At 69.3% G+C, this 12,992-nt stretch carries 18 protein-coding genes and 1 tRNA gene; 14 read left to right on the top strand and 5 right to left on the bottom strand.

Annotation, left to right across the window (positions count from 1 at the left end; translation table 11 throughout):
- The first annotated feature begins 1 nt into the window (after position 1).
- On the top strand, positions 2–997 hold the full coding sequence (locus GD970_RS14655) for a hypothetical protein (RefSeq protein WP_152203642.1): 996 nt from the start codon (positions 2–4) through the stop codon (positions 995–997).
- A gap of 39 nt (positions 998–1,036) precedes the next feature.
- Positions 1,037–1,672: a hypothetical protein gene (locus GD970_RS14660; RefSeq protein ID WP_152203643.1), complete on the top strand. Its 636-nt coding sequence runs from the start codon at positions 1,037–1,039 to the stop codon at positions 1,670–1,672.
- Here the strand turns inward: GD970_RS14660 and GD970_RS14665 are convergent.
- A complete protein-coding gene (locus GD970_RS14665) occupies positions 1,669–2,874 on the bottom strand; it encodes an O-antigen ligase family protein (RefSeq protein ID WP_152203644.1) in 1,206 nt (401 codons plus the stop codon). The genes GD970_RS14660 and GD970_RS14665 overlap by 4 nt on opposite strands.
- 199 nt (positions 2,875–3,073) lie before the next feature.
- On the opposite strand from GD970_RS14665, the gene GD970_RS14670 reads away from it, so the two are divergent.
- The 11 genes from GD970_RS14670 to GD970_RS14715 all read left to right on the top strand — a co-directional run bounded on the left by GD970_RS14670 (position 3,074) and on the right by GD970_RS14715 (position 9,706).
- Complete coding sequence (locus tag GD970_RS14670; protein WP_152203645.1) at positions 3,074–3,514, top strand: hypothetical protein; 441 nt, start codon at positions 3,074–3,076, stop codon at positions 3,512–3,514.
- On the top strand, positions 3,514–3,915 hold the full coding sequence (locus GD970_RS14675) for a hypothetical protein (RefSeq protein ID WP_152203646.1): 402 nt from the start codon (positions 3,514–3,516) through the stop codon (positions 3,913–3,915). Before GD970_RS14670 ends, GD970_RS14675 begins: the two co-directional genes overlap by 1 nt.
- A 48-nt stretch (positions 3,916–3,963) precedes the next feature.
- On the top strand, positions 3,964–4,782 hold the full coding sequence (locus GD970_RS14680) for a peptidoglycan recognition protein family protein (RefSeq protein WP_152203647.1): 819 nt from the start codon (positions 3,964–3,966) through the stop codon (positions 4,780–4,782).
- A gap of 11 nt (positions 4,783–4,793) precedes the next feature.
- On the top strand, positions 4,794–5,027 hold the full coding sequence (locus tag GD970_RS14685; RefSeq protein ID WP_152203648.1) for a hypothetical protein: 234 nt from the start codon (positions 4,794–4,796) through the stop codon (positions 5,025–5,027).
- Positions 5,028–5,409: 382 nt separating this feature from the next.
- Positions 5,410–6,258, top strand: a complete 849-nt coding sequence (locus tag GD970_RS21715; RefSeq protein ID WP_226925365.1) for a collagen-like protein — start codon at positions 5,410–5,412, stop codon at positions 6,256–6,258.
- A 265-nt stretch (positions 6,259–6,523) separates the two neighbouring features.
- Positions 6,524–6,946, top strand: coding sequence for a hypothetical protein (locus GD970_RS14695; RefSeq protein ID WP_152203649.1), 423 nt, complete (start codon positions 6,524–6,526; stop codon positions 6,944–6,946).
- A 434-nt stretch (positions 6,947–7,380) separates the two neighbouring features.
- Positions 7,381–7,650, top strand: a complete 270-nt coding sequence (locus tag GD970_RS14700; protein WP_152203650.1) for a hypothetical protein — start codon at positions 7,381–7,383, stop codon at positions 7,648–7,650.
- Complete coding sequence (locus GD970_RS21720; RefSeq protein ID WP_193314958.1) at positions 7,647–7,823, top strand: hypothetical protein; 177 nt, start codon at positions 7,647–7,649, stop codon at positions 7,821–7,823. Before GD970_RS14700 ends, GD970_RS21720 begins: the two co-directional genes overlap by 4 nt.
- Positions 7,820–8,623 carry a ribonuclease H-like domain-containing protein gene (locus GD970_RS14705; protein WP_152203651.1) on the top strand — a complete coding sequence of 268 codons (804 nt, stop codon included), beginning with the start codon at positions 7,820–7,822 and terminating at the stop codon, positions 8,621–8,623. The genes GD970_RS21720 and GD970_RS14705 overlap by 4 nt, the downstream gene beginning before the upstream one ends.
- Before the next feature lie 10 nt (positions 8,624–8,633).
- Positions 8,634–8,909: a hypothetical protein gene (locus GD970_RS14710; RefSeq protein WP_152203652.1), complete on the top strand. Its 276-nt coding sequence runs from the start codon at positions 8,634–8,636 to the stop codon at positions 8,907–8,909.
- The gene (locus GD970_RS14715; protein ID WP_152203653.1) at positions 8,906–9,706 is read left to right on the top strand and encodes a DNA-methyltransferase; all 801 of its coding nucleotides are present in this window, start codon (positions 8,906–8,908) and stop codon (positions 9,704–9,706) included. The genes GD970_RS14710 and GD970_RS14715 overlap by 4 nt, the downstream gene beginning before the upstream one ends.
- Positions 9,707–9,910: 204 nt before the next feature.
- Here the strand turns inward: GD970_RS14715 and GD970_RS14720 are convergent.
- Positions 9,911–9,987: transfer RNA gene (locus tag GD970_RS14720), tRNA-Leu, on the bottom strand.
- 107 nt (positions 9,988–10,094) lie between these two features.
- A complete protein-coding gene (locus GD970_RS14725; RefSeq protein ID WP_152203654.1) occupies positions 10,095–11,069 on the bottom strand; it encodes a Ppx/GppA phosphatase family protein in 975 nt (324 codons plus the stop codon).
- Between the two features lie 66 nt (positions 11,070–11,135).
- Between GD970_RS14725 and GD970_RS14730 the strand changes: the two genes are divergently transcribed.
- The gene (locus GD970_RS14730; RefSeq protein WP_152203655.1) at positions 11,136–11,600 is read left to right on the top strand and encodes an aminoacyl-tRNA deacylase; all 465 of its coding nucleotides are present in this window, start codon (positions 11,136–11,138) and stop codon (positions 11,598–11,600) included.
- Between the two features lie 31 nt (positions 11,601–11,631).
- Here GD970_RS14730 and GD970_RS14735 read toward each other — a convergent pair whose 3' ends face one another.
- Together GD970_RS14735 and GD970_RS14740 are read right to left on the bottom strand one after the other, a co-directional pair.
- Complete coding sequence (locus GD970_RS14735) at positions 11,632–12,123, bottom strand: DUF501 domain-containing protein (RefSeq protein ID WP_152203656.1); 492 nt, start codon at positions 12,121–12,123, stop codon at positions 11,632–11,634.
- Between the two features lie 262 nt (positions 12,124–12,385).
- Positions 12,386–12,992, bottom strand: a 607-nt coding sequence (locus GD970_RS14740) for an FtsB family cell division protein (protein ID WP_152203657.1), incomplete at its 5' end; no start/stop codon positions are given.

Here is a 12,992-nt window from a genome sequence, read left to right on the forward strand (position 1 = left end):
GGTGACGCTTGAGCAGGACTTCCGTCGTGCCCTGACCGGTGAGGTTGGGGCTCGGGTGGCACGTGGTCAGGTCGAGCAGGACGACGCTGGGGTGCTGCGGGTGGTTATTGAGGGTGCCCGCCCTCCGGTGCGGGCCCTGGGGCGCCCGAACCTGCGGGTCGGTGACGCCGTGGGGTGTATCCGTATCGGTGACCAGTGGTACGTCCTGGGCGCCTCCACGGACCAGCTCGCCCCCACCCCGGCGCGCCCGTCGACTGGGCGGGTGACCGCTGTGACGGCTGGGGCGAAGACGATCACGCTCACCGCGGGTGGGGTGACTCACCAGTCGCCGTTCCTGGGGGTGTGGTCCCCGACGGTTGGTCAGGACGTGACGTTGCTGTGGCCGGAGGACGACACGGTGCCGGTTGCGCTCGGCCCGATTGGGCAGGTTCCGGCCCCGGCTCCCGCACCGACACCCGAGGTGCCTCCGGCGCCGACGAACCCTGCCACGCCCGCGCCGGAGAGCGGGTGGACGTGGTTCACGGCAACTGATTCGGGGACGATGAACCAGAACAACAACTGGAACGCGTCGACCGGGCGGGCTGTGCGTCAGGGGTCGGGGTACGGGCTGACCGGGCAGGGGGCCTGGTGGTACGGCACGAAACCGTCTGACACGTTGCGTGGGCGCACCATCACCCGCATGCAGATTCGGCTTCCGGCGCGTGAACGGATCGGCAACTACAACGCCGCCGTCACGTTCCACTTCTACCTGCACGACCAGGCATCCCGTGGTGGGCGGCCGGCCCGCCTGGACGGCCCCCACAATCACGCCCTTTCTGCGGGTTACCGGGGTGGGGACATGATCGATCTGCCCGCCTCGTGGGGGCAGCACATTGTCAACAACGGGGGCGGCATCACCATTTGGGGTGACCCTTACGCGGGCCTTGTTGGTGTCGGTGCCGCCTTTGAGGGGCTGGACCCGGCGTCGGGGCAGATCGTTCTCGACTGGACCCGCTGACGAACCACTAGCTGGACAACTACATCGAGGAGGCCCGCTGTGGCTCAGACCGCGGATGGCATCTACTACCCGACCCAGACCGACGCGTTTAACCCTGCCGGGGACATGGAGGCTATTGCGCGGTCCGTCCCGGGCATTATCGTCCCGGTCGCGAATGTCACCGAGCGGAATGCTTACGCTGCGGCGCGGGCCGCTGAGGGGCGCCCGGCTTCGGCCTCTGATCCGATTTATGTCGACCGTGCGGACACCGGCACCACGGAACGCAATAGTGGTTCGGGGTGGCGCACGGTCGGCGCGGAGGCTGTGTCGGGTCATGACGCCGGGTACCCGCAGGGTGGGCCGTTCACGATTTCCGCGCTGGTTGGGCTGCTGACCGTACCTGCGGTGCCGTTCAACCGAATCTTGACGGTGTCCGCGTCCCTGACCGCGTTGTCCGTGACGAACATTTGGGACGCGGCGCTCTCGGTGAATCAGAACACGGTGGCGGGCGCGCAGCGTAAGGCACGGTTCGCGGGCGCTAACTCGGCGGCGCATCTGAGCATGGCGTTCGCGTTGCCGGGTGGGACAGCGGCGACCGTGCGCACGTGGGTGGAGCGGGTCAGTGCGACCGGTTCGATTCAGCTCAGTTCGGCCACGGCGTACCACACCATTGACGTCACGGCGCATCGCGCCTAGAGCCGTGCCACCTCGGCGGCTTTGGGGCTGTGGGCGCCACCCAAGGTGCGGGTGTCGTCCGGGGCCGCGTCTTGCAGCACGGGGAGGATGAGGGCGGCACCGAGGGCGACCCACATCCCACGGTTGGCGGAGATGTCACCGGACACCATGGCGTTCGTGACGTGGAAGACGAGCAGGCCGAGCATGGCCTTCTCCACCAGCCCTGTGGCGGCGCGCCGTTGCCGCCGCAGGGCCACCACAACGGCGACGACGAACACGGTGCCGGCGATCCACCCGCCCTCGGTGAACACCTCGAGCACGATGTTGTGGGGGTACTGGGCCCACCCGGACGCGAGTAGCAGGTCTGGGGGTAGGTGGACGTAGAGGCTGCCCCACCCGACGCCCATCGGTGTCGTGTCGATCAGCTCCGCCGATTCCTCCCAGAGCCCTGCCCGGGCCTGTGCGGAGTTGTCGCCGAGCGAGACGAGCCGGGCGGGGACTAGCCCGGCCCGGGCGGCGAGGAACACCGCCAGGAAGGCGCCCACCCCGGCGACGGCGAGCCCGACAAGGCGCCGCGGCCCACCCCCGGCGGCGACACCGGCGGCGAGGATCGCGGCGAGCGTGGCGAGGAGCGGCCCACGGGAGGCGGTGTCGACCGTCGCACCGGCCAGCACCAGAGCCCCGGCCACAGCCCAGAAACGGTGCTTCCGGGTGGACATGGCGGTGATCGCCAGGACGACCGCGGCGGCCCCAACAGCACGCCCCGCCGAAATGGTGTTGCCACCGTCGATCCCGAACCGCCCGAGGCCCCCCGGATCCTGGTACGGGAACACCAGGGCCAGGGCGACCACGCCGAACCCGAGGATGACCGTCAGCTTGAGCCAATGCGCCCGGGCTGCGGTGCCCCGTAGAAGGAACATGCCGCCCAGGATCGCGAGCGGGACGAGGGTGGCCAGGTCGAGAACCTTGTCCCTGGCGTAGGGGTTCCATTGCCCGAACGGGATGCCTGAGAGGAAGGCGAGCCAGAGCCAGATCACGGTCCCGAGGCCGCGGGGTAGTTCCGTGCCCTTCAGCAGCGCACCGATGAGCTGGTTGCCGACCGTCACGGCGACGATCCCGGCACCTATGAGGGTGATGTCGACTGGGATCCATGCCAGGCCGGGTGCGCCTTTGAAGTAGCCGGCGAACGCCAGGAGCAGGAGGCCCAGCGTCGTGGTTCGCATGCCCGGATGCTACCGGGTCCGTCCGTAACAACAGCAAGCGCCCCCACACCGCCGGCCAGGGCTGGTGTGGGGGCTGAGCCAGACCCCCGTTTGGGAAGGGCCTGACCTAATGACACCCAACAGCAGAAACGGCCCGTGCGCCAATGCGCCACACCAGGGGGACCCGCTCATGGACCGATACCGAGGACATAAGTTGCCCGTGGTCCTGTACCGGCACCCCTACCAGCTCTCTATTGGTGTGGCTCTGGCGGTGATGGGGACACGGAACCTGCTCACCCCGGCCGCGCTCCCCTCCGCGATTGAGGCCCTGCCGGTGGTGGTCGCCTACGGGTACACCGTCGCGCTCACCTTGGGCGGGATCGGGATGTTCCTGGGGCCGGTCATCAACGGGCGCACCACGTGGGGCCTGTTCATTGAGCAGATCGGGTTGTGGTTCACGGCGTTCGCGATGGGCGTTTACGCGGCGGGCCTGGTGGTGGTTATCGGCTCCCCACGCGTGGCGATTTCCGTGGTCCTGCTGTGTTCCCTGGCGTTCGCGTGCGTGGTCCGGTCTCGGGCGTCTGTCCTTGACTCCGGGTACACGTTGCACGGGGTTCGCACGGAGCTGGCCCGCCGTCGCCGAAACGGTGAGGACTGCTGATGGAGATTTACTCCGCCATCGTGACCGTGGTGGGCGCTGTGGTCGGCGGTATCGCGATAAAGCAGGCGTACCTCAACAAGCGGCTCGGGGACAAGGCGTCCGCTGAGGGGAAGTCCATTGGGGCGAAGACTCCCGCCGAGGTTGAGTCGATCAGTGTGACGACGATGAAGACGGCCCTGGACGCGGCGAACAAGCGCGCGGACGAGGCTGAGGCGCGTGAGCGTCGGGCGTTGGCGGAACGGGACGAGGAACGTGAGGGCCGGCGCCTCGACCGTGAGGAACACCGCCGCGAGATGTTGCAACTCGAGGGCCGGTTGAAGAAGTTGCAGCAGGAGTTCACGGCCCTGCACACCGAACTGTTGCGGTACAAGGCCCGGTTCATAGCCGAAGACGTCACCTAACCCCAGCCCCGCAAGGGGCTTTTTTAGTGCCCAGGAAGGGGCCGTGTCGTGGCTTACGACTACATCACGCAGTACAACTCCCCGAACTACACCCCGAACGCGAAGGTCCCGGCCGCTTTCGGGGGGCCGCGCACCATCGAGGCCATCACCATCCACCACTGGGGCAGCCTCGGGCAGAAGTTCCAGAACGTCGTCAACTACCTGTGCCGCAAGGGCGGGAACACGTCCGCCCACGAGGTCATCGAAGCGGGCAAGGTCGCGGTCATTGTGAACCACCGGGACGTGGCCTGGCACTCTGGCAACGGGAAGGGCAACCGGACCACCATCGGGCTCGAGCTGCGCCCCGAGGCCACGGATGCCGACTATGCGACGGCGGCTGAGCGGATCCGGGATCTGCGCGCCGAGTACGGGAACCTGCCGCTGATCCCGCACCGGGCGTGGAAGGCGACGGCGTGCCCGGGGAAGTGGGACCTGGCGCGGCTTGATGCGCTGGCCCGTGGCGGGTCGTTCGTCAAGCCCGTCACCGACACTGTCACCCTGCCCAAGCCCACGCCGACACCCAAGCCGTCCGGGTTTGACGCGAAGGTGAAGGCGTACCAGGACGCGCAGCGGTACTACCCGGGCATGGTGCGCGACGGTATCGACGGGCCGATGAACCGGGCGCACAAGGCGTGGGTGAAGACCCTCCAGGCGACCCTGAACAAGTACAAGTCCGACCTGCCCCCGGTGCGCGTGGACGGCGGTTACGAGGACTTCACGGTTCGCAAGGTCGCCAACATTCAGAAGCGCAACGGCCTCGTGCCGGACGGTATCGCCGGGCCTGTCACGTGCCGTTTCCTCCGCATCCCCAAGCACCCGTCCGCCTGATTGGAGACCCCATGCTGACTGACATCCTCTCCCCCGCGCACCGCAAGGTCTTCTATGCCGTGTACGCGTTCATCGGTGTGGTCCTCGGGGCCGTGCAGGTGGCTTACGCGACGGTGAACGCGGGGCAGCCTGTCGCGTTGACGGTGGCGCTGGCGGTGTACGCGTTCCTTGGCACGGCCCTGGGCGCGACTGCCGCGTCTAACACCCCGACGGGCCGCCACGTGGCGGAGGCCGACTATGTCTGAGTTCCCGTGCGCGTGCGGCCACCAGTACCCGTCGTATGAGGCGTCTGCCGCGTGTGAACGCACCTGCGATTCCGAGGACAGGGCCACCCGCTCGATCTTCTCGCACAAGCGGATTCGTGACATGCGCCCGGACCCGGACAACTTCCCCGACGCCGCCTAGATGCACGACACCCCCCGGCTGCGGCTCGGTCCTCCCCTGGAGGGCCAGCCCCCGGCCGGGGGGTGAAGGCGGGGCGGGTGCCACTGTCGCTTGGGTTCCCGCGTGGCTATCGCGGCCCAGAGGCGAGACCGGGGCCTAACCGATCAGCAATGACTACCCGCCCGAAAAGAGTACCACATCCCTCCCAATTCCTTGCATGACTGACACCGCCTAGGAGACGACGTGTCCGTGCAACTCCCCACTGAGGTTCTGTACGGCCACGTCGTTGGCCGGTTCCTGCTCGCCCAAGCTGACGGCCCGGACCCGGACCGGATGCCTGACGCTGTGGCGGCTAGTGGTTCGGTGAAGTTCACCCCCGTCACCACGATCCACCGCACTGTGCAGGAACCGGCCACCATCCTCCGCACCCCCATCACCTGCGCCGTAGGTCCGGACGGATGGATCATCGACCCGCAAGGCAAACCCGGCGTGTGGTTAGCGGTCGGGCAATACGACGTGGCCTCGTCCTTCACGGCCGGGTCCGTGCAGGGGTTCCGCATCGACGTAACCTCCGGGCACACCGAGGCGGCGCCGCTTGACCTGACCATGGCGGCGCCCCTCGTGCCCTCCCCGGCGACAGTGTTCGTGGTCAATGAGCAGGTGTACCGGGACACCCTCGCTGCCGCTGAGCGTGCGGAGGTCGCAGCGGGGAACGCGGGCGCACCCGACCCGGCCGTGGTTGAGCGGGCGGTTGAGACGTACCTGGCGGCGAACCCGGGAGGCGTTGAGGGACCGCAAGGCCCGGAGGGTCCGCAGGGTCCGCAGGGTCCGCAGGGTCCGCAGGGTCCGCAGGGTCCGCAGGGTCCGGAAGGTCCCCGTGGGCCGAAGGGTGACCCTGGCGCGGACGGTGCCCCCGGCCAGAAGGGCGACAAGGGGGACCCCGGCACACAAGGTCTCAAGGGCGACAAGGGAGACAAGGGAGACCGAGGCGACAAGGGCGACCCCGGCACCGCCGCCTTCCTCTACCTCACCGGAGGCGCGCCCGTACCTGGTGGCACACCCGCCGGCACCCTCATCGTGAGGCCCGCCTGACATGGCCGTTCCCACGATCACAGCGACGGTCACGGGTGGGCGCACCGGGGCTGGGTCGTTCACTGTCGCCCCACCCGCTGCGGTGTCGTGGCTTGCGGTGGTGGCGGTGTCGTCCAACTCGACTGTCACAGCGCCGTCCGGGTGGGTCCAGATCGACACTCAGTCGTCGGCCCGTTACCGCCTGTTCCGCGCCGACAGCACACCGGGTGCGAGCTGGTCCGCCCAGGACACATGCTCAGTCGTCATCATCGGGTACGGGCAGCCCGTGACCGTCGCGCAGATGCTGTCGGCCGGGTCCCTCACCTCCCCCGCACTCACCACCACCGAACCCGCGCTACTCATGCGGGCACTCACGGACCTCAACGACGGGGTCAACACAGACGCCGGCTACCCGTCGTCAGCCACGGTCGGGCGGGCGCAGTCGCATCCGGTTGACGACTCGGGGAACTGGCAGGCAACGGCTGCCGTGGCGCACAGCGACGAACCCACACCCGGGGCTAAGGCGTCGGCCGCGTGGACGCTGTCGGCGTCGTGGACGCCCCGCGCGTGGACGCTCGCCCTCACCGCCCCCGACCCGGCACCGTCGGGGAACGTGGCCCGCTGGTGGAACGGCACCACGGAGACACCCGCCAGTGTGACCCGCTGGGACGGAACGCAAGAGCAACCGGTCACCCTCGAAATCGCATGACAGATGGCCTCCACTTCTCTAGTCGGTTGACTAGGGAAGTGGAGGCCTTTCTTTGTCGGTGCTGCAAAGGTATCCGTGGGCGATACTTTCGCAGCGCATCAGCCTGTGGATAAACCAAAACGGGCGCAACCTCACCGGGCATGTTCCCGATAAACTAAACCCGCACACGATGGCAACGGGGCCAGACCTGGAAACGCACACGAAAGGTCAACCACAATGAGCCTCAGACCATGGTTCCCTGACGTTGGGCGCCTCACACCTAAGCAGTTCGCGATGCTTGGCAAGGCGCACCGGAGGTCTGTCGGGTATTTCGCTGCTGGACCCATCGCAATCATCGTCGACCTCCCTAAGCGGTGGCAGGTTAGCGACCCCGAGAAGGTACCCGTCGCGTCAATCGGAATCAACCCGAAGCGCGCCCGGAAGGAGAGCGACCGATGAGCCTCCTCACCGCCACCAAAACCGGGCCACGACACAAGCCCAAGGGACCCAAGTGCGGCGTCGGCAAAGTAATGGAATCGCTCGCCATCCACGCTGACGCCGACAACGAAGCGTCCATCAAGCTCGCCAACCTCTACCTGATCCTCGAGAACCCCGAATGGACAGGGGAGGAAATCGCCGCCGAAATGCGCGAAGACGGCTACGACATCCAAGGCCCCGCCGTAGCACGACACCGTCGCGGCGCATGCAAATGCGAGGAACTGTGAAAGGCGAGCACCGCTGGGACGGCGACGAATGGGACGCGTTCAGCGGCTGGCGCAAGGTCTACGCCTACATCCAGCGGCCGGGGGTCCGCAAGAGCATCAAGCGCAAGTCCCACAAGAAGGACCGACGCAACTGGCGGCGGGACCCCTACTACCGAACGGATGACGCCGCGTGAGTCTCACCAACGCCGTCAACGACGGCCCACCCTCCAAGCGTGTCGCACCCGCACTCGCAGCGTCACGGGTCCTCATCTTCGACATCGAAACCATCCCCGCACGGGTCGAGTTCGACACCTACGACCTCAAGATGCGCAACCCGTACATCCCGCACAAGGCCGTCAAGGAACCGGGCCGGATGCTCGCCTGGGGTGCGCAGTGGTACCACGAACCCACGAAGGTGATGTACCGGGACGTGCGCCACCCCGACATGCTCGAGGATCTGTGGCAGCTCATCGACTCCGCCTCATACGTGGTGACGTTCAACGGTGACCGGTTCGACCTCAAGAAGGTCCGCGGCTACTTCGCTAGGGCCGGCCTGCCCCCGTTCCGGCAACCCAAGTCCATCGACCTCATCAAGACCGCCCGCACCTTCGGGTTCGAGTCCGGGTCCCTCGACTACACGTGCCGCATGTTCGGAGTCCGCCGCAAAATCGACAACGGCGGCGCCAACCTCTGGCGCGCCTGCCTCGCCGGAGACGACAAAGCCTGGCGAGACATGCGCACCTACTGCGTAGGCGACGTCCGCGCCACCACCGACCTCTGGGACGCCCTCCGCCCCTGGGTCCCCGGCCACCCCATCATGGGCTACCCCGGCGACGACCAGACACGCTGCCCCCGCTGCCTCTCCACCGAGGTCACCGACGTGGGCGCCGTGCAGGCACAGGTCATCAGGTACCGCCAGTTCCGCTGCTCGTCATGCACCGGCCTGTTCCGCACCACCGTCCACTCACGCACCGGCATCGTCCGCGCACTCTAGGAGCACTGTGATGACTGACTTGGCCGAACGTATTGCCGCTGAGCACGCATTCATCTGGGAGGAACTGAACAGGGGGAACATGATGATTCCCCGTTGCACCTGCGGCGCGTACCCCGGAGCCAACGAAGGGCACGCCAAGCACGTCGCAGAGGTCACCGAGAAGGCCGTGCGCGAGCAGATCGCCGAGAGCATCAAGTCTTACATGGACAGTCGCGCCAGCGACCCGTACTTCCCCGTAATCCCATACGCCCGCATGGCCAAGATCGCCCGCGGGGAGGCTGCGTGAGCCTTTTTGACATCTTCCCCGGCGATTGCGTCGAGGTCATGCGGACACTTCCGGCCGAGTCTGTAGACGCGGTGATTACTTCCCCGCCGTATGCGGAGCAGCGAAAGTCCACCTACGGCGGCATCCCCGAGAAGGACTACCCCGCGTGGACTGTGGCGTGGATGCGCGAGGCCCGCCGCCTGTTGAAGCCTGACGGGTCCGTCATCATCAACATCAGCCCCCACATCAACAAGGGGCAACTGTCTGACTACGTGCTCCGCACTCGCCTCGCTCTCCGCCAAGACGGGTGGAACGAGTGCGACGAACTGATCTGGCACAAGACCAACGCGATGCCCGTCGGCCCGAACAATCGGCCTCGACGGTCCTGGGAATCGCTGCTGTGGTACTCGAAGACACCGAAGTGCTACACCGACCCGACAGCGAATGGTGCAGCCCCGCTGAGGGCCACCGCCGTTGTGACCTCCGGGCAGCACGTAAAGCAAGGCGGGTTCGACCACTACACGGACGGCGGTAACAAGAACACCACACCCAAAGTGGCACGGTCCCAGAACGTCGTCGCCATGTCCAAGGGCTCCGAGACGACAGGGCATCCGGCTCCCTTCCCGTGGCAGTTGGCCGAGTGGTGCGGGCGGCTCATCTGCCCTCCCGGCGGCACGGTCCTGGACCCCTTCAACGGGTCCGGGTCCACTGGCGTCGCGGCCCTCCGCAACGGGTGGGACTACATCGGCATCGAGAAAGTCCCCGAGTACGTCGCCATGAGCAAACGCAGACTCGCAGCCATCGAAGACGCCGCCTGAGCCTTGATCCGGACTGATCTAGTCCACACCGTTGATTGCGCCCCCATCCCAACCGGGACGGGGGCGCGACGGTGGTGGCGGTCGGGGCGTGTTCCGTGTCGGCTGGGTGCGTCTAGCGTGCTGCTCATGTTGACGAGACCTGTTGACGTGAGTCTGACACCCGTCCGGATCGGTACATCGCCGCAGGTCAGAGCCTCGCAAACGTGGTGCCCCCAGCGGGATTCGAACCCGCACTTGGCCGGGTTTAAGCCGGCTGCCTCTGCCAGTTGGGCTATGGGGGCCCGCGATGCGGCGGCCCGGTGCGCCGCGGGGCACGTGCTGCGGCCTGGGCCGGTGGCCGCCGCGCGGCACGCCCGCCCATCCTGCCGCACCCCGGGCGCGGACGAGGTCAGGCGCCGGTGGTGGCGCCCGCCCCGATCGACAGCGCGATGCCGTCGAGGATGTCGTGCTCGCTGGTCACGACGGTGGTCAGCGCCCCGCCGCGGGCGGCGACCTCGCGGGCCACGCGGCTGATGACCTCCGACCACACCAGCGCCCCGGCGCCGATGACGTCCACCCGGCCCGGGTGCATGAAGCCCATCGCCGCGCGCTCCTCCCGGGTGGCGTGGACCAGCGCCCGGCACGAGCCCAGGGCGTCGGCCAGGGACAGCGCCGCGCCGTCGATCGCCGTCGGGTCATAGGCGGACAGGCCCAGGGCGTGGGCGGTGACGGTGGTCACGGAGCCGGCGAGCCCGACGAGGGTGCGGGCCCGGCCCAGCGGGACGACGGCGCCGGCGGCGTCGAGCATGGCGCGGACGTCGGCGCGGGCGGCCTCCTCCTGCGCGGCGGTGGGCGGGTCGTCGTGCAGGTGGCGCTCGGTGAGGCGGACGCAGCCGACGTCCATGGAGTACGCCACCTCGGGCTCGCCGTCGCCGAGCACCAGCTCGGTGGACCCGCCGCCGATGTCGACGACGAGGTGGGGGCCGGGGTGGGCCTGCGGGTCGAGGACGCTGGCGGCGCCGCGGAAGCTCAGCGCGGCCTCCTCCTCGCCGGAGACCACCTCGGGCTCGACGCCGAGGGCGTCGCGGACGCCGTTGACGAACTCCTGCCGGTTCTCGGCGTCGCGGGTGGCCGAGGTGGCCACGAAGCGCACCGCCGCGACGTCGTGCTCACGGCACAGCGCGGCGTAGTCGCGGGCGGCGTCGAGGGTGCGGGCCAGCGCCGCGGGGTCCAGGCGGCCGGTGCGGTCCACGCCCTGGCCGAGCCGGACGATCTCCATGCGCCGGACCACGTCGGTCAGCCGGGGCACCGGCCCGGTGCCGACGTCGGCGATGAGCAGGCGGATGGAGTTGGTCCCACAGTCGATGGCAGCTACCCGAGTCACGGGACAACCCTGCCACGCCCCTCGGACGCGGGCTTCGCCGGGCACGGCCGCCTTAGGGTGGCGCGCATGAGCGAGGAGAGCGCGCGGCAGGCGCTGGAGCGGTCCGGGATCGACTTCGCGATCACCCGGCACGGCCGGGTCGGGTCACTGGCCGAGGCCGCCGCGGCCCGCGGCGTCGCCCCCTCGGCGATCGTCAAGACGATCGTCGTCCGGCGCGGGGAGGGCGACTACCTCTTCGTGCTCGTGCCCGGCGGCCGGACCATCGCCTGGCCCAAGCTGCGCGCGCTGCTCGGCGTCAGCCGGCTCTCGATGCCCGACGCGGCCACCGCCAAGGACGTCACCGGGTACGAGCGCGGGACGATCACGCCCTTCGGGGCGTCGACGGCGTGGCCGGTCATCGCCGACGCGGAGGTGACCGGCACGGTCTCCATCGGCGCCGGCGCCCACGGGGTGGCCGCGACGGTGCAGGCCGACGCCCTCGTGGCCGCGCTGGGCGCGCAGGTCGCGGACGTCACCGAGCCGGAGGGGTGAGGGCGGGCGGCCGGGGTCCGGCCGGCGCGCCTCAGCACGAGCAGCGGTGCGGGCTCCAGCTTCCCTCGAGCAGGCGCAGGGTCTCGTCCCCGAAGGGGTTGACGCCCTCCCCCACGGCGAGCGTGTGACCGAGCAGGGCGTGCAGGCACTTCACCCGGGTGGGCATGCCGCCGGCCGAGACCCCAGCGATCTCGGGGACCTCTCCCAGCTCCGCCCGCCGGGCGAGGTAGTCCTCGTGGGCGCGGCGGTAGGCGGCGGCGACGTCGGGGTCGCTCGCCAGGCGCTCGTTCATGCCCACCATGACCTGCTCGGCCTCGAGCCGGCTGACCGCTTTCACCGCGGGCGGGCAGGTGAGGTAGTACGACGTCGGGAAGGGGGTGCCGTCGTCGAGCCGTGGCGCGGTGCGCACCACCGTCGGGCGGCCGCAGACGCAGCGGGCGGCGACGGCGACGACGCCGCGCGGCACCCGGCCGAGCTGCTCGGCGAGCACCTCGAGATCGCGCTCGGTGACGGTGGGGTCCACGCCTTCTCCTCTGTCGGTCTGTGGCGACTGCCCGCCTCACGCGGACGCTCGGTCGGTGTGCGAGGCCGGGTGCCGTCGAAGCTCATGCCGCTACGGCCTCACCGCACGATAGGTCATGTCTGCAGGCACGCCGGGCTTCGCGTGGGGCGTCACAGGCGTCGGCGGGGTCCGCGCGTGATCCGCGGCTCGCGCGCACGACTTGACGCCTCGCGCACGACTTGACGCCTCGCGACCAACTTGACGTCTCGCGCTCTGGTGGGGGTCAGGGGGTTGGCGGCGGCTCCGGGGTGACCAGCCCGGAGGGGTCGGCGTCCTCGCCGGTGGCCGACTCCCCCGCCACCTGCACCGACTCCCACATGTGCAGGTACCAGGGGGTGGCGGCCACGCGCGCCTCCTGCCGTCGCTCGGCCTCCGCCTCGGCCTTGCTCTGCCCGCCGGTGACGGTCTCGGGGTCGACCACGACGTAGGGCGTCTCGCCGGGCATGACGTACCCGAGCCGGTCGCGCGCCTGGGCCTGGACGTACTGCTCGTCCTGCCACAGCTTGAGCTGCCGCTGCAGCTCGGCGTTGCGCGCGGTCGCGTCCGAGACGCGGGTGTTGAGCTCGCGCAGCTGCTCCTGCTGGGCGACGGCGAAGCGCAGCGTCGGGGCGAGCACGGCGAAGGCGACGAGGCACACGAGGAAGATGCCCAGGGCGCGCAGGGTGATGGTCGGGCTGGGCGCGCCGTCGTCCCCGCCGAAGGTGACCGCCCGGCGCGTGCGGGCGCCGGATCCGCGCGGGGCGGCGGCCGCGGCGCTCCGGGACGCCTGGGCGGCGGGCTTCTTGCGGGCGGCCCGGCCGGACGAGCCCGTCGGGCCGGCGCCGCGCGTC

The sequence above is a fragment of the Georgenia thermotolerans genome, assembly GCF_009193185.1.
Classification (GTDB): Bacteria; Actinomycetota; Actinomycetes; order Actinomycetales; family Actinomycetaceae; genus Georgenia; species Georgenia thermotolerans.